Source organism: Pseudoalteromonas sp. S2755, from assembly GCF_005886535.1.
Lineage (GTDB): Bacteria > Pseudomonadota > Gammaproteobacteria > Enterobacterales > Alteromonadaceae > Pseudoalteromonas.
In genome coordinates this window covers 1-20,540 of sequence record NZ_PNDS01000154.1, presented here as the reverse complement: position 1 = coordinate 20,540, position 20,540 = coordinate 1, and the positions used below count along the sequence as shown (strand labels likewise).

The following is a 20,540-nucleotide window of genomic DNA, read 5'->3' as shown; positions in this document are numbered from 1 at the left end:
GTTAAAAATTTCTTATTTAGAGCAACTAAATAGCAAAATTTTTGCCTTGTTATCGACAAGGTTTTCTCGCCTCAAAATAGACCACTTAATTAAGATAATTGGGATTACTTGTGATTGAGTGATTGACCACGAGAAAGATTAAACACCAGCGGGGTTTGTTAAATCTTGAATTGAAATGAATAGTTATGAATTTAACGATTTTCTAGTTTAATTATTTTTATTTTATTGAAATGTATGGATATAAAATGATTTCAGTCTGAAGCTTTGTGGTTTAAGTTAAGTTTACTGGAATGGTTTTGCTTGATTTTTTTGTTAACATTCACAACTACAAAGAACTGGAAAGTTGCCTTTCCAGTTCTTTTCGAATGTTATAAGCTCTTTTTAGGTGGCAGTACAACGTTTGAGAAGATAAGGCCAGCGATAAGAGACATAAATATTAAAAAGGTTTGTTGGCCAATATGGTCCGCATGAACAAAGCTTTGGCCTTCAATTAAAGAATTAAGTCCAATATAGGTTTTAGAACCAGGGACCAACACAATCAAACCTTGCATTGCAACAATGGACGCAGGGGCATTTACCACACGGTTAAAGATATTACTAAAGACACCCACTGCAAATGCACCTACAAAAGTACCAAGTGCATAATCAAAGTAAACCGCAGAGCTGATACTGGCTGCGTAGGCGATAAAGCCTGATGCGAGTGACCAACTTGCATGGCGTAACTTTGTTCTAAAGATAATAACTAGGCTGCTACAAAGTAATAGCACTGCAAGCCAAGCCGTCCAACGTGGTAATGGTGATGGTTGTATAAAATCAACTTGTCCAAAAAACGCAAACCCTAAACTGATCCCCAAAAATGCACCGAAGTAGAGCTTAAAGAGCAACATAATAGAGTCCATGACTCTAGCGGTGCCTGACACTAGATGACGAGCCGATAATTCCGCAAACCCAAGCGCCAGCGCCAAGCCAGGTATAAACACGATAATGGCCGAAAGTACCACCAAACGGATGTTGACCTGCGGGTCAATGTACACAGACACAGCGCAGGCAGCAACCGCTGATACGATGGCGACCAAAGGCTCAAGCATATGTGTTACGCGTTTGGAAATACTTGCCCAAAGCACGAATATGTAGACCACAAGCGATATTAGCGCCGACCACCAAACGTCATTCCAGCTAGTTCCCATCAGCATCGCAAATGCGCCACTTGAGGTTGCAAATGCAAGACCCGTCATTAACTTATTATAAGGGGGCTTAGCGTGCAAAATGGCTTCAAGGCATTGTTCAGCTTCTTGGATTGAAAGCTCACCAGATAACACGCGTGTTGCGACGTCATCCGTATCTGCCAATGAACCTAAATCATGATCGCCGGGATCAACTCGCGCCACATGGGTATATTCTTCTTCATGACCTTCGGTCCAAATTACAAAAGTGACAGATGTCGGAGACATGACAAAGGAAGACTTTAGCCCTAGGTGAGTGGCTATTTCCATTAAATGTGCTTCGAGTCGATAGGCAGGGGTACCGTATTTGTGAAGCATTTTGCCTAACTTCACAATAAAGCGGCGTTTCTCTGTAAAGGTTGCGTTATTCAACGAAAGAGAACCTTAAATATGTAATGCCAATTCTACTGAATGAAGCGAATTGGCGAAAATGTTAAAAAAGTATGGTGTTTGAAATTAAAAAAATCAAACTGAGCTCATCATGGGTACGCGCTGCTAGTAAGGTACATATCATTGCTTTTACTAGATTTTAGTTATGTTTTTGCACACGAATTTGATATTCGCAACAGACTATTTGCATAGGTAAATTTGGCGGCCAAGATTGCTGCGAATTCTATCCAGATTCTCAGTAATGTCTATAGTTTTGGCCGCAAATATTTGCATTTTTTATAAGCAGGTATCAGCGCTACATTTATTGCTAAGCGCTAAGAGTTACGATGATTCTCTGATCTGCAATGACACATCCACCAAGGTTCTAACGGCAGGTTGCGATTTGTTTAAAATTTCGGATAACGTATGGCATGTCCGCTTACCGATGTCGTCGGCATCAATTCTAACGCTCGTTAATGCGGGCTTCATCAGCTGGGAGTCTTGCAAGTCATCAAAACCGACAACTTTGATGTCTTCACCAGGTACCAGTCCATGTTCGCGCATGGCTTCAATTGCACCGTATGCAATGACGTCACTAAAGCAAACGATAGCTTTTATCTCTTTATGGTTAGTGATGAGAGTATTAAACGCTTCTCGGCCCCCTTGGCGATTGGTTGGAGCAGCGATCGCAGGTTGCGCTTCATTTAATCCATTGAGCTTTAAAGCGCTTTGGAAACCAGACAGTCGCTCATGGTAATCTGAAATTTCGGGAGTACCACCCAGAAAAGCAATGTCTTTTATGCCTTGCTCAATGAGGTGAGTCGTTGCTAGGTGAGTCCCTTTTTTATTGTCAGGTAGAATACAGGGGGCTTTCGCGAAGGCCACTTCACGCATAATGGTAATAACTGGAAATCCAGAGTCAGCCAATTGGTCCAGCCACTCTCGTGGGGTACTTGGTGCAGGCACCATAACAAAGGCACAAACATTGTATTCTTTTAGTGTGTTTACGACTTGGCGCTGGCGACTAAAATCTTCACCTGTATTTACCAGCATAGGCACCATACCTAATGCGTAAATATGCTTTTCTAATCCGACAGCAAGCTGAGCAGAGTACGGGTTAGTTAAGTCGTTGATAACAACCGCAACAAGATTAGACTTTTTACTACGTAACGCTGCTGCATCGCGATTATAAACGTAACCCAGTTTTTCGATTGCTTTTAGTACTTTCTCTTTGCTTTTATCGCTGACTTTATCACTATGGGTTAGGACAAGGGATACTGTTGATTTAGAAACTTGTGCCTCTTCGGCAACATCAAAAATGGTAACCTTAGCGAGTTTTTTATCATTGTTCATGCTAATTCGTATCAATTATGGCTGGTTAAGTGAGTAAGTGTACATCAAGTTTTCATCGCATTAAATCGCAAATCTATGCACATTTCCCGATAATCGTTATATGATCACCCGCTAAACGCCGAAGATAGGTAAATACAGTGAAATTATTAAAACAAATCACATTTATCATATTAATGACCGCCGTATCATATACGGTATGTGCACAAGAGCAGGGCTACATGACACCTTCGCCAGAGCTGGCAAAGCTTGTCGATGCGCCATTGATCCCAACCTCTAAATTGAGTGCGAATGGCAATTGGTTGGCATTGTTACAGCGCAATAGGGTACTTACGCTCGATGAGCTTGGGCAGCCAGAACAAGCGCTTGCTGGGATAAAGTTCAATCCGAAAACCTTTATGAGGACCTCCAGCCGCCAATACAGTTCTATTGAGTTTAAACATGTGGCAACCGGTGCTTTAGTTAAGGTGACAGGTCTACCAAAAGGCAAGATCAAGTCGCCAAGCTGGAGCTCAGATAGCCGCTATCTTGCGTTTATTCTTGAACAAGAGAATAGTGCTACGCTTTGGACTTACGATATTGAGCAGCGCAATCTTAAGCAGCTTACTCAATCAACATTAAATGGCGTGGTGACTTCAACGCCGTACCGCTGGCTGCCAGATAGCACTGCAATTATCGCGAATATTGCTATTAATCATGGCAAACAGCCAAGCGCAAAAGATAAATCCAGCTTAACGCCAATCGTACAAACCACATCTGGCAAAAAAGCATCGACACGTACTTATCAGAATTTATTGTCTAGTCCCTATGATATTCAGCTATTTAAGTTTTATTCTGAGGGACAGTTAATCAAGCTAAACCTGAATGCTAATGCGCAGCAAATTGGTAACCCAACGTACCTTAAGCACTTCTCGGTTTCGCCAGACTCTACCAATCTAGTGGTGGGTATGATGGCCGATCCTTTTTCATTCCAAGTGCCTTACAGTCGGTTTCCAGCGGTATGGCAAGTGTGGGGAATGCGCGGTTATCCATTATTTGAAGTTACAAGGCAGCCACTAGCCGACGCACTGCCTGCGGGCTTCGATAGCGTAAGAGAAGGCCCTCGAAAGATCCAGTGGCGTGACGACCATGGCGCGACGCTAATATGGGCCGAAGCGCAAGATGGTGGGGATATGAGTGCGAAGGTTGACTATCATGATCACCTTTACACGATTAGTTCGCCATTCAAAAAAGAACCTGAACTTTTCGCAAAAGTAGAACGTCGTTTTTCGAGTATTGAATGGGCCGATAATAATGTCGCGATTTTGAATGAGTGGCGCTTTGCCGATCGCAGTGTTCGCTCGTCAGTATTTTCTCCGCGTAATCCAGAGCAAAATCGCGTGGTGTTCTCAGAGCGCAGTTATAATGATGCATACAAAGATCCTGGCAACTTTGTATATGAAAATAGTGATTTAGGTTCAAGAGTATTGAAGTTAGTTGGAGGCCGGTATTTGTTTTTAACAGGCAACGGTGCATCAGAGAAAGGCAACATTCCTTTCTTAGATCGTTATGACGTTAAAACCAACACTTCAACTCGTATTTGGCAGTCGAGTGAACCTTATTACGAAAGGGTGCGTGCAATGTTAGATGACGAAGGGATGCGCTTTATTACCGTGCGTGAATCACGCCAAGAACAACCTAACTTTTTTGTCCGTGATTTGCAGTTTGATACTTTGGAGCAGCTAACTAAGTTTGCGCACCCTTACCCTGCATTTAAAGGCGTTGTAAAAGAGCAAATCAAGTACAAACGTGATGATGGCGTTGAGCTGTCCGGTAATCTTTATCTTCCTACAGATTATGACCCATCAAAAGGCCGTATACCTGTGCTGATGTGGGCTTATCCGCTTGAGTTTAAAGATAAAGCCGTTGCTTCGCAGGTACGCGAATCACCTTACCAATTTCCATATATTGGCTATTGGGGACCAATGCCCTATTTAGCAAAAGGTATTGCTGTTTTTGATGATCCGACGATGCCGATTGTGGGGGCAGGTGACGCGCAACCAAATGATACATTTAGGCAGCAATTGGTTGCCAGTGCAAAGGCAGCTGTTGATACCTTAGTAGAAAAAGGTATAGCAGATCCAAAGCGCATTGCGATTGCGGGGCATTCGTATGGGGCGTTTATGGTAGCTAACTTACTCGCCCATAGTGACTTGTTTGCCACCGGCATTGCGCGAAGCGGGGCTTATAATCGTACCTTGACGCCATTTGGTTTTCAGGGGGAGCCGCGTAACTTCTGGGAAGCGCAAAACGTCTATGCCTCTATGTCTCCTTTTTTCCACGCGGAAAAAATCAACGAGCCTATGTTGATGATCCATGGAGAGGAAGATCCAAATTCAGGTACTTTTCCTATGCAGTCTAAACGTATGTTTGCTGCAATGAATGGTTTAGGTGGTAATGCAAGGCTAGTGATGTTGCCAGAAGAAGGCCATGGATATAAAGCGCGTGAAAGTATTTTACATGTACTTTGGGAGCAAGAGCAGTGGCTTGATACCTATTTGTTTCCAAAAGAAAAGCAAGAAGATATGGAAATCTCTCCTACTGAACCGACTGCTATTTCAACGCAAGCTATTGTTGGGCAGTAAACCCTTTCATCTAAGCGCTGCACTGCGCTTAGATGAAAACTAAATAACCTGAATTTGAGATAAAAAGTCAGTTAATCAACTAAAATATACATGCATAAAAGTGTAATATCGCTCTAGCAAGATGTTGTTTCTTAATACAAGGCAAATTTGTGCGTCAGTAGCTGGTCTATTGCAAGCAGATATAACGCTGTAGTAATGGGTAACAGCTGTTAGAAAACAAGTTGGTATACTGAGTTCAGGTTAATTATTGTTCTTTAGAATGTCAGAAGCTGAACCGAGGTTCTTGTGGTCAATGATAGAGAACGGATACGAACACTGTGCTTAAAGGTAGTACGCAATGATTGATTTACTCGCTACATTTATTTTCTTTTTTGCTGTTATAGATCCCATCGGGACAGTCCCTGTTTTTATTGCCGTTACAAAAAACTATGACGAAGCACAAAAACGGAAAATAGCCCTTTTTGCCACGCTTGTATCTGCGGCAATTCTGGTCTTTTTTGTTGTTGCAGGTGAACTTATTCTAACCGCAATGGGAATACCTTTGTCTGCCTTTCAAATTGCGGGTGGGATTGTGCTATTTCTTTTTGCATTGTCGATGATCTTCGGTGAAAGTAAGCCTGAAGAAGAGGTGAGAATGGTCAAAAGTCATAACGATACGGCTATTTTTCCTTTGGCTGTGCCATCAATAGCTGGACCTGGTGCAATGCTTGCTGCTGTCTTATTAACAGAAAATGCTAGATTCAATATTTGGGAACAAGTGCAAACGGTTGCTATGATGCTGGTAGTTTTAGCCATAGTGTGTGTGCTAATGCTATGTGCCAGCTTTATGCACCGCGTTATTGGTAATGGTGGTGCGAGTGTTATCAGCCGAGTAATGGGATTGATCCTAGCATCTGTCGCGACGACAAATACGCTTTCAGGCTTAAAAGTATATTTTGGATTATAAGTAATTTGAATGATCAGCTTACTTTCTCGTTCGCTTGGAGAGCAGAAGAGGCTTCGTTATCGAAGCCTTCATTTGTTTGAATTCACTCTTTGCTCGATACTGAGCTGCCAACAGATGCTGTGATCACCATAAAAATGGCAAGCCATTGCCAAACAGTCAGTAACTCTCCAAGAATTAAAAAGCCAGCCAACGCCGCAACCGCAGGCTCAACACTCATTAAAATACTAAACCCTTGTGCGGGCATTTTTCGCAGCGCTACCATTTCAAGGCTATAAGGCAGGGCGCTGGATAATAAACCAATTGCGATACCTAATGGGATAAGTGACCAATCAAGCAGTGCTGCGCCTTGTGACACCATACCAAACGGCACGATAGCAAGGGCCGCAACCGTCATGCCGATAGCCACAGTCACTCCGCCGGAGCTTTCATTGCCTGAGCGCTTACCGTAGAGAATATACCCTGCCCAACAAGCGCCAGCAACCAAGGCTAAAGCAACACCGACTGGGTCTAAACCATTGACATCACCAAGATCTGGCAACAATAACAAGATCCCTAAAATAGCAAATGCAACCCACAAATAATCGCGTTTCCGTTTAGATGAAAACAGCGCTACGGCAAGCGGTCCGGTAAACTCTAATGCCACACCAATACCAATAGGAATACGCTCAATGGCATAGTAAAAGGTGATATTCATTCCGCCCAAGCATAGACCATAAACGATGAGTGGTCGCCAGTTTACTGGTAAATGACGCCAAGGTTTGAACACCAAGCATAAAATAAGAGCTGAAAATCCAAGGCGGTATGCTGTGGTACCCTCAGGCCCAACAAACGGAAATAACTGCTTGGCAATAGAGGCACCGGATTGGATGGTGACCATAGCGCAAAGTAGGCATAAAATCGCAATGACAAAGTCGCGGCTAAGTAGTGGCATTGAGACCCCAATAAGATAAATAACAAGCTTAAAAGTGGCGATATAAGGCTAGTCTAATCGTGTCTAAATAATGGCTCAATTACTTTTGTATATTTTATGCCTTTCTTGGTTTTTGAAATGGTTATTTGTTGATTTGTTTACTTTTAATTTTCAATATTTTCTTTTTGTTATCGTTCCAATTTTGCTTGTGTACTCAGGTAGTTGAGCCAAGCACTTTCATGCCTTTGCATATTTTTATGCTTTTTCGAGCTGAAGTGCGCGAGCTTATCGCTGTCATTGATAAAAGGGCCCGCTCTACAAATGGTGCAGTAATCATCACTCAAATAATTAGGTACTTTGAGCTTTTCTTTGATGGCGTGAGCTGGGTTAACAGACCAATAATAGCTAATACCGCTGGTGTCTTTTACGTGTTTATCACGGTCGACATTACGAATTTGATATTCTGGGAACTGTGAAATCTCAAATCGAGATTGGCCGAGGTAATATTGTTCAAGTCCGTTGATCAGGCTGCCTTCTAAATTCCACTCAATATATGGCTTTACGTCTTTTGAGGTAATGATCCCGAGCTGAGCGCCCTTTGGGTCAAGTGCATAAGCCGTTGCGTTTATTAAGAATTCTCGCAGTAATTTCCGATTGAGGCTGTTAACGCTCAAGGTCTGGTTTTGGAAGCTTTCAAACGAATCAAATGCAGGAATGAGAGGAAATTGAAAAATAACTGCATCAAAGGCATGCGGCGACACTTTTTGCCAACAATGTGCCTCAGTGACATCAAATTGAGTCACTACATTAACCCCTAAATCATGCAGCTTATCAAATGCGTTATCTTGATATTTATGCTTAAGTTCATTTTCACTATCGTACACACTGGCAGTAAGGTGGGCTGGCGCACAATGTTTTGCTAATGAATATGAAAAGCTTAAATCGCCATCGCCAACGGTAAGAATACGCCAGTTTTTATCGAGTATCATGAAACAGTCTAAATCAGTAAAAGGAGGAGTTTATCAAACTAGGCAGTTATCTTGTAGCAATTGGCTCTTTTCTGAAGGATTTATTAGTTTAAAACCAACTAGACAAAATACACCAGTCAAAAACCAAACTCCTCCAGCCACAATTGCAAAACTGGTGGTTTTTTCGGGGAAAACTATGGCTAGCGGCAGTGTAATTGTTCCCCTTACTAAACATAACGTTGAAATAGTAAAGATGGCGGGGCGAAGCATAGTTAATGGTTGATCCACTTGAGGGCGGAAAGTGCGTAGGCGGCAGTGGTTTGAAATAATGTAGAGATAAAAACGGTTGCTGTCGGCGCATATCAAGTGCCAGCGATGGCGGAGTCGATAACATCTGTTGGTGCTAGTTGCGCACGATAGCAACTAGCACCCAAATAAATACATGAAAGATGTGCAACTGCGGTAAAGATAGCAATACTCGCTAATGTTGAAAGGAAAATACTGCCTATCAGTCATTTAGCGTGATATTGCTTTGATTTCTTTTACGTTAAGCGGGTAAATTGAAAAGCTTTGTAGTGCTTTTTATCAATGCCCTAGTTGGTCGAGTAAGTCCATTACTTCAACGCTGGCATGTTCCATTTGGTTAAGCTGTTTTACTGCACCTTGAGAATCGCCTGCTTTAAACTTTTTCATTGCTTCTACGCCAGCTCTATGGACTTCTTTATGCGGAGCTTCTAGGCGTTTAAACGCGTTGTGACCGCCAAACTTTTGGGCGCCATCGCCACCAAACCACTTACCTAAGCGGCACATCGTATGATCGGCAAAGTCGCTGATATTTTTATGGCTATTACCAATAATCACGTTGTATACGTCTCCTTTCCAAACGACATGATCAAGCTTTACGGTCTGAATAAAGGTTTGAGTAGTAGAGACCAAAATGGTGTCTTTCATTGAATCACAACAACTTACAATCCCTTCGTATTCATCGTTTAGGTGTCCAATACTGTCAGATAGCGTGATATTAGACGCTTGAATTTCTTCTACAGCACTCACTGTTGTGTGAGTTGTATCGATGATTTTTTTGACTAAATCGGAGACTTCGTTGGCGGATTCGTTGGTGTTGGTTGCCAGTGCGCGTACCTCATCGGCGACAACTGAAAAGCCACGGCCAGCTTCACCCGCTCGGGCGGCTTCAATAGCAGCATTGAGCGCTAGCAGATTCGTTTGATCTGAAATTTTTGAAATCGTCGTAACAAAGGTATTAATGCTATCGGCCATCTGTGATAAGCCAGAAATATTGGTGGTCATTCTGTCCATATTGCCGCCGAGCTGCTCCATTCCCGCGAGTATTTTACGCAAGGCGGTTTCAGACTTAGAAAAGGCGGAGTTTACTTGCTCAATTGAATGGCTTTCTTCTTCAATACTCATAAAGCTTGCAAGAACGGTTTCGCGGATCCCTTGCACTTGGCTTAATCCAGTCAATGCACACTGTAGTAGTTGATTGTCAGTATTATCATTGAGCGCAGCTTGTGTACCTACGATTTCCTGCTTTAATGCCTCATTTTCAGAGGTTAACTGCGCATTAGCCTGTTTTAAACTGGCAACCTCTTGTTGCGCGGCTAATAGGGCTTGTTGGGTTTCATTGTTTGTAAATAGTTTTGCAAACACGTTATTTTCCCTTGTAACTTAATATTAACGCAAGCTTAGCAATCATTGGAAAATAGTGCTACCTCTTTAGGTTTCAAAAAAACTATAAATTTAGATAAGTTAGCGCAGAATTTTGATTGGATTTTGGTACGCTGAGCGACATTGAAGTTTAACCGATAAAGCAGCGTTATAGCGTTACCCTCTAGCACTAGATCTGAGTGATTTACCGCGTTTATCGCCATACATATGCTCATCGGCTTCGTGGATGATGAGATCTGCTTGTTTAGCTGGGTCAACTTTGACCATTCCAATACTGACGTTAATTTTGTAATCGTCTAATCCCTTTAATAGTGCCGCTCTCACTTCGTCTGTATCTGGAAGCACCGCATTAATATAGGCAATAAATTCGTCACCCCCGATACGAAAGCTGTGATCTAAGCCAAAGTACTCTTTCATATTTTGAGTAAATTTAATTAAAACTTCATCACCAATATGATGACCATAGTTATCGTTGACTTGTTTAAAATTATCTAAGTCTAGATAGAGCAGCCATTGATTATCAAAGCGATGTGCTTGTAAGCCTTCAAAACATGCGCGGCGACTACCAACGCCGGTCATCGCATCATGATTTGCCTCATACCGCATCCGCTCTTCTAATAGCTTTCTTCTTTCTACTTCTTTCTTTAGCTCTGTAATACTGGCTCTTTTATTGGTGATCATACAATAAAAGCCAAAGCTGATGAGTAAAAAGCCGATATTTTTCAAAGATGTGTCAAAGCTTAGTAAGGGGATGGAAAAACCGTCGGTAAAATTATCAATAATATCAAGGAGTAGTCCCACACAATACACAAGTAGTGCGAGGCGCAAGAATTGGCTTGCGATTTCTTTGGTGATCAAGTTGAATAAAGTGAAGGAGATACCAAACCAAAATAGCTCTTCGTAGCTCTCGTATTCGTAATGACCGATATAGTACATGTAGCCACCAAAAGCGATGATGGCCACCCATATTACCAGCGGCAGCAAAGTCGTTCTTATCAAAGCGCTGTGACCCTTGGTGATATATATCTTTAGTTATAGTTAATTGAGCTTCAGAAGCAAGTTACTTATGCATTTAGCTCAAGTGCTTGAGCAATCATAAATAGATGGCTAACAAAGACGAGAGAAGTCAATACCGTTCGCATTTTCTGGTAGTCTTTATGGTACTCCCCCCAGCGCGCTGAACCGCGCTCTATAAAATATACAAGCCAGTATGCGATAGCGAGATATAGCAGTAGCCATTGTGGTGATACAGCACTAAGCAGTGGGTAAGGGATCACGACAATCACGGCAAGTATCGCTTGCTTATAGGTTTGCTCTCCCGCACGCCATAAATTTCCCGCCATAAAAGCTAGAATCCCTAGGCTATAAAATTGAAAAGCATGAAGCACATCGCTTGATACGCCAGTCATTAACGTCCACGCGATACAAGCCAAAAAAGGAAGAAAGCCAAAGTAACCAAGTTGAATATGATTGAAGTACGGGTGCATTGTCACGCTCTACTGTTTTTAATTGCTGGGATCATACCGTAATTAACGTATTTTTATACTCTTATACTGAATTAGTTGATCACTCAAAAAACTACTATCAGTTTTTTCGATTACAGTGATTCAAACAATCCATTTTATTTAAATATCACTTCCCCTTATCTTTGTACTCAAGCCAAGGCGAATAACAATCGCCAATATTAATTCAAACTAAACAACAGTGAGGAAAGCGATGAGCACTTCATTAATCAACACAAAAATTCAACCATTCAACGCAACAGCATACCATGGTGGCGACTTCGTAGAAGTTTCTGAGCAGGACCTTTTAGGTAAATGGTCAATCGTATTCTTCTACCCTGCTGATTTCACTTTTGTATGTCCAACAGAGCTTGGTGATTTAGCTGATTATTACGCACAGCTGCAAGAAATGGGTGTAGAAGTTTACTCTGTATCAACAGACACACACTTCACACACAAAGCGTGGCATGACGCGTCAGAAACGATTAAGAAAATTCAATTCCCAATGATTGGTGACCCAACAGGCCGTATTACTCGCAACTTCGGTGTAATGATCGAAGAAGAAGGTTTAGCACTTCGCGGTACTTTTGTAATCAACCCTGAGGGTGAAATCAAAGTTATTGAAACGCATGACTTAGGTATTGGTCGCAGCGCTAAAGAGCTAGTACGTAAAGTACAAGCTGCTCAATATATCGCATCTCACGATGGTGAAGTATGCCCAGCATCTTGGCAGCCAGGTGAAGAAACATTAGCACCTTCATTAGATCTAGTTGGCAAAATCTAAATTGCTATAGGGAGTGCGGTGTGCACTCCCAAATAAACCATCCAGATGAACTAAATTCATCGTTTTTGCGAATTTTTACTGTAGTTTCTGCAGAGGGTTACCTTATATGTTAGACAACCAAATTAAAACTCAACTACAAAGCCACTTTAGCTCTCTACAACGTCCGATTGAACTCGTCATTACTGTTGATGACAGTAAAAAATCGCAAGAGCTAAAAGGGTTAGCACAAGACTTAGCGTCATTGAGCGATAAAATTACTTTATCTGAATCACATGAAGGTGAGCGTATCCCACAAATGGTGGTGCGTGGCGTTGAAACAAAGAGCGAAATTACGTTTGCTGGTGTTCCTATGGGACATGAGTTCACCAGCTTGGTACTTGCATTATTACATTCAGGTGGTCATGCCACTAAAGCATCTACAGACGATTTGGAGCTGATCAGGAATATAGATAACCCATTGAACTTTGAGGTTTACATTTCACTGAGTTGCCAAACTTGTCCGCAAGTGGTACAGGCCTTGAATCTCATGGCGGCTGTTAACCCAAGTATCACCACCACCATGATTGATGGCGCTTTGTTCCAAGAAGAAGTGGAATCGCGCAACATCATGGCCGTGCCAACAGTGTACTTAAACGGTGAACAATTTAGTCAAGGCGCGGTGAGCCTAAGCGATATTTTACTTAAACTTGATAGCAAAGCCGGTGAAAAACAAGCGGCACTACTTAATGAGAAAGACGTGTTTGACGTGCTGGTTGTAGGTGGCGGCCCTGCTGGTGCATCAGCTGCAATCTATGCCGCTCGTAAAGGGCTAAACACAGGAGTAGTTGCGGAGCGCTTTGGCGGTCAAGTTGCCGATACTCTGGGTATTGAGAACTTTATTTCAGTGCAAAAAACGGAAGGTCCTAAGCTGGTTGCACAGTTAGAAGAGCATGTTAACCAGTATGGCGTTGATGTGATGAAGAATCAGCGTGCAGCGGCAATTAACAAAGGTGAAACCATTGATATCACGCTTGAAAGCGGTGCGGTATTAAGGGCCAAATCTCTAGTCTTAGCAACCGGTGCGCGATGGAGAAGCATGAATGTACCCGGTGAAACTGAGTATAAGGGCAGAGGTGTGGCATATTGCCCGCACTGTGATGGTCCATTATTTAAGGGGAAACCTGTTGCTGTTATTGGTGGCGGTAACTCAGGCATAGAAGCGGCAATCGACTTGGCAAATATAGTGGAACACGTCACGGTATTAGAATTTGCTGATACGCTCAGAGCTGACGAAGTGCTGATCAAAAAAGCAAAAAGCCTTACCAACGTTACCATTATCAAAAACGCACAAACCACTGAAGTCGTTGGAGATGGTAACAAAGTAACCGGTCTTAACTATATAGACAGGGTAAGCGGTGACACTCATTCGTTAGCACTCGCTGGCATCTTTGTACAAATTGGGCTGGTGCCAAATACTGAATGGTTAAAATCGAGTGAAGTCGAACTTAGTCGCTTTGGTGAAATTGAAATTGACAGCAAAGGGGCGACAAGTTTAGCGGGCGTTTACGCGGCAGGCGATGCAACCACCACACCGTTTAAGCAAATTATTATTGCGATGGGTGGGGGAGCGACAGCAAGTTTAGGCGCTTTTGATTATCTAATTCGGTTAGGACAAGACGACGAGCAAGCTGCTTAAGTATTTGCTTTATCACAAAGAATCATTGCAACTATACACCCATGCAATGCTCCCAAGCCACACTCCAGCAGTGTGGCTTTTTTTGGCTTAGATTTCGAAGTCTCGAGGCTACTTTGTATTCTATTTTAGTCCTTACTGTAGTGGTTTTTAGAAAAGCTTACCCTGTTGATAAGGCGGGTAATATTTTCTTCCGTTGGCCGTTAAATAAACGGGGCTTACGAGCAACAAAAAACATAAGATCGCTGCGTAAAGCAGCTCCTACTCCAAAATGTAACGTGCTGTGTGGGACGTAGTTTACCCACCGAGACCAAATTGTAGTGAGCCGTCAAAACAACATAAAAACCTTTAATTGTCTGTGCTGTCGCCTTTTTGTCGCCAAGCTTTCACTTATTTGGCGTTTTAAACTTCATATTTTTACGGTATTACTTAATAACGGTAGGGAATAGGTATAAGTGTAAAGAATGAAAATCGATGCTGCTTTGATAATCAGGCAAAGAATGCTCATGGGGTGGACCCAAGATCAGTTAGCTGGTGCTTCAGGTTTAAGCAAAAGAACCATTCAGAGGGTCGAAAGAGAGGCGAGTGCTTCGATGGAAACTCAGAAGGCACTTTTAATTTAGATTATGCGAGTCTTACTCTTAAGGAGGCTAGAGTGATGAAAAAATATGAATATAAAACAGTTGAATTACCATTTAAATTGCGATTTTTTAAATCAGGGACACCAGACGTGCAGTCGTTATTAAATGCTGAAGGGCAAAATGGCTGGCAATTAAAACAGGTTGTTATTCCTGCATCAGGCTTTGGTGAATCTGATTCCATGGTTGTTATTTTGGAAAGAGAGACAGAATAACTGAGCTGGCGTTGACTCGTTTTTTTGCCCGTCGCACCATCAATTCAGTCTATTTACTACCTGTAGGTTGTAATGGCGCTGCCGATATAAATTGTTCAAAATGCTCACACCAAATAATAACACTCTGAAACTGGGCCAGATCAACTTGGCGATACTTAGGCAATACAAACTGTGAAAATTGATTAATGTTAGCTATTTCTATCATGGTATGTTTTTGCGCTTTAAAGTCGGCTTCCGTCTCAATAAATGTCTTGGCGAGGTAAAGCCGATAATCAGGCCCTGGGGCTATCTCCCCCACAAATGCAATATGATTATCCGTAAAATAAATTTCACCAGTGGCGTAGTGTAATGCGTCTGAATCTTTAAGCTCCTTCTTGAATTGGCCTTTGTATGTTGCGGCTTTACTGATCGCCAGTATTTCTGTGTGGCTAGCCGCCGGAGGTTGCGTCATTATAGGTAAAGTGTACACACCCATAATAAACCCTGTGATAAACACCACAATGAGCAACAGTAACGTAAATAGCGTTCGCAAAATCATTTCCAAGTAAGCAGTAAAGTCTAAGTATAGCCAAATTATAAGGCTATAGTACAAAACGTAACTGAGTAAAAAGGATTGTTTTTAATATTTTTGATAAGAACAAAGTGTTTTTATTAAATGTAATTTAGTACCCAATGTAGATAAAACTTTACACAGAGTAGCGCCTTCTGATTGTTAATTATTAGAGAATAAAGTATTTCAATTGTTTTGATTATTGTAATAGTCAAAGTAAACAGGTGTTTAGGCCAGAGTTATGGCGTAAAGGTGTTTTCTAATCTAGTTATAAAGTATTGAATGTAATTAATAATCTCATCTATTGTTATTGATTTTCGCTTGGGTAAAATGCCTCGAATTCGAGTTGATGCTCACAATAAAATTAACTTGGATACTTTTTTGTTACAAAAATGAAGGCGAGCATGCCATGGACGTGCGATAGCTTATCAGTTGTTAAAAAATGACAGCGTTGTTTTTTACTGCCGAAGTACAGTGGCGTGACCAAGATAAGTTGTGATTATCAACGAGTAAAATCTTAGCGCGTAGAGCAAGACTGAATTTCGTGTGACAAGCAACAATAGATTCTCGCTCATTCTAATCTTAATCGAAGTGGCGGTAGCTACTTCCTAATACGAGTAGAAGAAAATGAAAAACTCAATGTTAACAGTCAGTATTGCCATGGCACTTGGCATGGCAGCATCGAAGACATTTGCACATGGTTACATGGATAGCCCAAAGGCAAGACAAGCTATTTGTGAGGAGCAGGGCGGATTTTGGTGGCCAAAAGATGGAAGCAATATCCCGAACGCGGCATGTCGAGCGGCCTACCTAGTATCTGAGCATGTGCAGTTTATTCAAAAGCATGAGTTTGCAGCAAATGTTCCGGATTATTTTAATCTGCAAGCGGTACAAGCTGTCGTTCCTGATGGACAACTTTGTGCGGGTGGTGACAGAAACAAAGCGGGTATGAATATCGCGTCGAGTGAGTGGCAAAGAACTACGATAACGCCAGATGCTCAAAACCAAATTAAAGTGAGATTTCGTGCAACAACGCCTCACAACCCTAGCTTTTGGCAGTTTTATCTCACCAAACCGGAGGCGGATATTCAGTCAACGCCCCTAGCATGGCAAGATTTAGAGCTAGTGCAAGAGTATGGCAATGTAGACTTCTTCGTTGCACCAGACGGTAAACGCTATTATGAAATGCAGGTCGCGGTGCCAAGTAAATTTAGCGGAGATGCTATCTTATATACGCGTTGGCAGCGTGATGATGTTGTAGGTGAAGGCTTTTACAATTGTAGCGACGTCACTATAGTGCGTGATACTACACCGACTGAGCCGGTAAGTTGGACGCCTGCTGGGTTTTTAATTAAACCCGGCCAACAAGCCAATGTAGGCGATACGGTATGGCTACGCGTGTTTGATGGTGATGGCCAAGAATTGGTACAAGAAAAACTGTCGATAACACAAAGCAATACCAATCATTGGACTGCGCAATTTGCTAGCACACTAAATAATAATCATGCGAATACGCTGCAAATTGGAATAAAACAAAGTGACGGCAATATTGTATTTGATGCTGCGCAACTCGCTGCTAATCAGCTGTTTGTTAGTGATCCTCAGTACACTTTTAACCTTTCAATTCTAGCTAAGCCACAAAACCGCGCCCCTGTGGTTCATACCCCTGCCGATATCACGCTAAAAGAAGTTTCAAGCACATCACTTCATGTTCATGCGTTTGATGATGACCAAGATCCACTCACATTTGCATGGCAGATCCCTGCGCCACTGAGTTATAGCGGTAGCGGTGCAACTATCACGTTGGCTGCGCCTGAAGTTCAGCAAAATACCGACTATCAGGGGCAAGTAACCGTTTCTGATGGCACATTTGAAACAACCGTTAGCTTTACCATTACCGTCACCAACCAAAGTACACCACCAAGTGGTGACACATGGCGTGCCGATCAAGTTTATACCGCTGGCGATACCGTAGTGTACCAGGACAAAAACTATCGTGCTAAATGGTGGGTAAAAGGCCAAAAGCCCGATCAAAGTGATGCGTGGGAGCTAGTAGACAAGTCCGATGGCAGTAGCTCATGGAGTGCCAATAAGGCATATGCAGGCGGTGACAGAGTGAGTTATCAAGGTGTCGAATATCAAGCGCGCTGGTGGACCAAAGGTCAACAACCAGACAAGCACTCAGTGTGGAAAAAGTTATAACAAACCGAGGAAGTATCAATAATGTTTAAATTACTCTCATCATCTCTTGCTGTCGCGGCAGCAATAACGTCAAGCGCCGTACAAGCTGCGCCGTCAACACCGAGCATCACTTGGAAGCCACAAAGCTATTCATTTGTTGATGTGAATATCTATGGCCGCGGTTCATACAAACAGTTAATTCAAGCCAAAGAAGTGGTTGATATTGAGATTGAATGGAACGCTTGGTCTGGCAAGGGCGGCGACCACTACAAGGTGTTTTTCGATGATAACTTGGTTAACGAAGGGGCGCTTGCCACAGGCACTAAATCGGGCGTGATCCGCTTTCCTTACACGCGCTCAGGCCGTCACCAGTTAACTATCCAGCTTTGTGATGCGACAGGATGTGCCACATCAGCGGCAAAGCCGATTGTAATCGCGGATACCGATGGTGGGCATTTAGCGCCACTGAAACTCAATGTAAATCCCAATAACAAGCAGTTTAATACAGATCCAAACAAGGTAGTTGGCGCTTACTTTGTGGAGTGGGGTATTTATGGTCGTCAATTCGATGTGACCCAAATCCCAGCGGATAACCTGACACACTTGCTTTATGGTTTTATTCCAATTTGTGGACCGAATGAGTCTCTCGGTGAAATCGAAAATGGCAATAGCCTACGCGCGCTGAAGTTAGCCTGTGGTGGCTCTAATGATTATGAAGTGGTGATCCACGACCCATGGGCTGCGGTACAGAAGGCGCTACCGGGAGTTGATAGCAAAGATCCTATCCGTGGTACCTATGCGCAATTAATGGCATTGAAACAGCGTAACCCAGACTTGAAAATCTTACCGTCAGTGGGTGGCTGGACGCTATCTGACCCTTTCTTTGATTTTGATAGCAAAGCCAACCGCGACACTTTTGTCAATTCAATGCGTGAATTCCTCACTACTTGGAAGTTCTATGACGGTATTGACATTGACTGGGAGTTCCCTGGTGGAGATGGTGCGAATCCAAACCTTGGCTCAGCCAACGATGGTGAAGTGTATATCACCTTAATGAAAGAACTTCGCGCCATGCTAGATGAGCTTGAAGCGCAAACAGGCCGAGAATACGAATTGACCTCAGCAATTGGTACGGGTTGGGACAAAATCGAAGACGTAGATTACCAACGTGCTGCTGAGTACATGGATTATATCTTTGCCATGACGTATGACTTCCATGGTGGTTGGAACAATGTCACGGGTCACCAAACTGGAATCTATTGTGGTTCGCATTTAAGCAATGAAGCCTGTAATGGCAGTGGTGTCGATGAAAATGGCAAGCCACGTAAAGGCCCTGCTTATACGATGGATAACGCTATCCAGCTGTTACTGGCTCAAGGCGTACCTAGTGAAAAGCTAGTTGTTGGCGCGGCCATGTATGGTCGTGGCTGGGAAGGAGTGTATCCACAAAACGCAGCCGTTGCAGGAAACCCGATGACGGCCCCTGCGAATGGCAAGTTGAAAGGGACAACCGCACAGGGTGTCTGGGAAGCTGGCGTTATTGATTATAAAGGCTTGAAAAAGTATATGATTGGTGACAACGAACAAGGCGTGAATGGATTTGAAGTGGGTTACGATGAACAAGCACAGGCCGCGTACGTTTGGAATAAGAGTAAAGGCACATTGGTAACCTACGATAGCCCACGCTCAGTTCGTGCCAAAGGCCAATATATTCTTCAGCATAACCTTGGCGGTATATTTGCGTGGGAAATTGATGCAGACAACGGTGACATTCTCAATGCGATGCATGAAGGTTTAGCGGGAGATATGCCACCGCCGCCTGTTAATAATGCGCCATCGGTGACACTTGCGAGTGAAGTAAACGTAGTGGCAGGAGAATCAGTGCTAGTGGAGGCAACAGCCACTGACCCTGAAGGTAAAGCGCTTTCTTATACTTGGTCAGGTGATGCGGCGTTAACGTTAACGACAGAGCAAAACCGCGTTACCATTGCGACGCCTAGCGTAACGCAAGACGCTGTGTACACGGTAACACTTGCAGTAACGGACGGCAAACATACGGTCAATCGTCAGCTCAAAGTAAATGTGAAAGCTGCGGTTGCCGAGAATAAAGCCCCAGAAGTTACAGGTATTAACGATGTGGTGCTTGATGAAGGTCAGCAGGTAACGCTACGCGTGACTGCTAATGATCCTGAAGGTAAGCCGCTTAGTTATACTTGGAATGTTCCCGGCCATACTGTGGTTGGCAATGGTGCTAGTGTAACACTTACCGCATCTCAGGTAGAAAAGACGCAACATATTACAGGTAAAGTGACGGTGAGCGATGGCGTAAATGAAGTAACACGCACATTTAACATCACAGTGAACGATACCACCTCGACGGACCCAGTTGAGCCACCGACTGAGCCGGGTAAAACTACGTGGGATGTAAATGCCGTCTACGTTGGTGGTGATGTGGTTTGGTACCAAGGGGTGCAATACAAAGCTCGTTGGTGGACGCGCGGAGCCTTGCCAAGTAAAGGCGGTGTGTGGCAAGAAATCATTCCTGATGACGGTACAGTTCGAGCGTGGCGTAGCGACTTAGTATACACAGGTGGCGATAAAGTCACTTTCTCGGGCGAGACATATCAGGCGCGCTGGTGGACGCGCGGTCAGCAACCAGACACTAACTCTGTGTGGCGTAAGCTTTAATGTAAAGTCCTTCTAACAAATCACTGGCACATATTGCTGCCAGTGATCATCTCCTTTGTTTATCCTAAAAATCAGGTATCGCAAAGTGATACCAGTTGTATTAAGTAAATGAGCTATCTTGAAGCGGGGAAATAGCTTTAGTATCACCGCTCTCGCGTCCTGCTACCGCTAAGGTACCTATATCCATATAGGCAAGGCAAAAATTTTGCTATTTAGTTGTTCTAAATGAGACAT

Annotated in this window: 17 protein-coding genes; 9 read left to right on the top strand and 8 right to left on the bottom strand. The window is 43.0% G+C overall.

The window, feature by feature from the left end:
* Positions 1 to 368: 368 nt before the first annotated feature.
* Positions 369 to 1,595 carry a threonine/serine exporter family protein gene (locus CWC03_RS21150; RefSeq protein ID WP_017217546.1) on the bottom strand — a complete coding sequence of 409 codons (1,227 nt, stop codon included), beginning with the start codon at positions 1,593 to 1,595 and terminating at the stop codon, positions 369 to 371.
* Between the two features lie 339 nt (positions 1,596 to 1,934).
* Entirely contained in the window at positions 1,935 to 2,945 is a 1,011-nt protein-coding gene (locus CWC03_RS21145) for a LacI family DNA-binding transcriptional regulator (protein ID WP_138583556.1), read from the bottom strand.
* Between the two features lie 137 nt (positions 2,946 to 3,082).
* Between CWC03_RS21145 and CWC03_RS21140 the strand changes: the two genes are divergently transcribed.
* Both CWC03_RS21140 and CWC03_RS21135 read left to right on the top strand, forming a co-directional pair.
* The gene (locus CWC03_RS21140) at positions 3,083 to 5,566 is read left to right on the top strand and encodes a S9 family peptidase (protein ID WP_502705377.1); all 2,484 of its coding nucleotides are present in this window, start codon (positions 3,083 to 3,085) and stop codon (positions 5,564 to 5,566) included.
* A gap of 337 nt (positions 5,567 to 5,903) precedes the next feature.
* Complete coding sequence (locus tag CWC03_RS21135; RefSeq protein ID WP_138583555.1) at positions 5,904 to 6,512, top strand: MarC family protein; 609 nt, start codon at positions 5,904 to 5,906, stop codon at positions 6,510 to 6,512.
* Positions 6,513 to 6,594: 82 nt separating this feature from the next.
* Here CWC03_RS21135 and CWC03_RS21130 read toward each other — a convergent pair whose 3' ends face one another.
* Complete coding sequence (locus CWC03_RS21130) at positions 6,595 to 7,443, bottom strand: EamA family transporter (protein ID WP_138583554.1); 849 nt, start codon at positions 7,441 to 7,443, stop codon at positions 6,595 to 6,597.
* Between the two features lie 167 nt (positions 7,444 to 7,610).
* Entirely contained in the window at positions 7,611 to 8,411 is an 801-nt protein-coding gene (locus CWC03_RS21125; RefSeq protein WP_138583553.1) for a class I SAM-dependent methyltransferase, read from the bottom strand.
* On the opposite strand from CWC03_RS21125, the gene CWC03_RS23570 reads away from it, so the two are divergent.
* The gene (locus CWC03_RS23570; protein WP_171040297.1) at positions 8,410 to 8,673 is read left to right on the top strand and encodes a hypothetical protein; all 264 of its coding nucleotides are present in this window, start codon (positions 8,410 to 8,412) and stop codon (positions 8,671 to 8,673) included. The two genes, CWC03_RS21125 and CWC03_RS23570, sit on opposite strands and share 2 nt — an antisense overlap.
* Positions 8,674 to 8,975: 302 nt before the next feature.
* Here the strand turns inward: CWC03_RS23570 and CWC03_RS21115 are convergent, their stop codons facing one another.
* The 3 genes from CWC03_RS21115 to CWC03_RS21105 all read right to left on the bottom strand — a co-directional run bounded on the left by CWC03_RS21115 (position 8,976) and on the right by CWC03_RS21105 (position 11,563).
* Entirely contained in the window at positions 8,976 to 10,058 is a 1,083-nt protein-coding gene (locus tag CWC03_RS21115; protein WP_138583552.1) for a methyl-accepting chemotaxis protein, read from the bottom strand.
* A gap of 174 nt (positions 10,059 to 10,232) precedes the next feature.
* Entirely contained in the window at positions 10,233 to 11,075 is an 843-nt protein-coding gene (locus CWC03_RS21110) for a GGDEF domain-containing protein (protein ID WP_249314095.1), read from the bottom strand.
* 65 nt (positions 11,076 to 11,140) lie between these two features.
* Complete coding sequence (locus CWC03_RS21105) at positions 11,141 to 11,563, bottom strand: DUF3429 domain-containing protein (protein ID WP_138583551.1); 423 nt, start codon at positions 11,561 to 11,563, stop codon at positions 11,141 to 11,143.
* A gap of 229 nt (positions 11,564 to 11,792) precedes the next feature.
* Between CWC03_RS21105 and ahpC the strand changes: the two genes are divergently transcribed.
* From ahpC to CWC03_RS21085, 4 genes are all read left to right on the top strand, one after another.
* Complete coding sequence (gene ahpC / locus CWC03_RS21100) at positions 11,793 to 12,362, top strand: alkyl hydroperoxide reductase subunit C (RefSeq protein ID WP_128725454.1); 570 nt, start codon at positions 11,793 to 11,795, stop codon at positions 12,360 to 12,362.
* 106 nt (positions 12,363 to 12,468) lie between these two features.
* The gene (ahpF, locus tag CWC03_RS21095) at positions 12,469 to 14,037 is read left to right on the top strand and encodes an alkyl hydroperoxide reductase subunit F (RefSeq protein ID WP_138583550.1); all 1,569 of its coding nucleotides are present in this window, start codon (positions 12,469 to 12,471) and stop codon (positions 14,035 to 14,037) included.
* Between the two features lie 461 nt (positions 14,038 to 14,498).
* Positions 14,499 to 14,657, top strand: coding sequence for a helix-turn-helix domain-containing protein (locus CWC03_RS23985; RefSeq protein WP_138583549.1), 159 nt, complete (start codon positions 14,499 to 14,501; stop codon positions 14,655 to 14,657).
* Between the two features lie 35 nt (positions 14,658 to 14,692).
* Complete coding sequence (locus CWC03_RS21085; protein WP_138583548.1) at positions 14,693 to 14,887, top strand: DUF4177 domain-containing protein; 195 nt, start codon at positions 14,693 to 14,695, stop codon at positions 14,885 to 14,887.
* A 49-nt stretch (positions 14,888 to 14,936) separates the two neighbouring features.
* On the opposite strand, the gene CWC03_RS21080 is transcribed toward CWC03_RS21085, so the two are convergent.
* A complete protein-coding gene (locus CWC03_RS21080; RefSeq protein WP_138583547.1) occupies positions 14,937 to 15,425 on the bottom strand; it encodes a DM13 domain-containing protein in 489 nt (162 codons plus the stop codon).
* A 639-nt stretch (positions 15,426 to 16,064) separates the two neighbouring features.
* Here CWC03_RS21080 and CWC03_RS21075 point away from each other — a divergent pair.
* A complete protein-coding gene (locus CWC03_RS21075; protein WP_138583546.1) occupies positions 16,065 to 17,639 on the top strand; it encodes a lytic polysaccharide monooxygenase in 1,575 nt (524 codons plus the stop codon).
* Positions 17,640 to 17,660: 21 nt separating this feature from the next.
* On the top strand, positions 17,661 to 20,306 hold the full coding sequence (locus tag CWC03_RS21070) for a glycosyl hydrolase family 18 protein (RefSeq protein WP_138583545.1): 2,646 nt from the start codon (positions 17,661 to 17,663) through the stop codon (positions 20,304 to 20,306).
* The last annotated feature ends 234 nt before the right edge of the window (positions 20,307 to 20,540 follow it).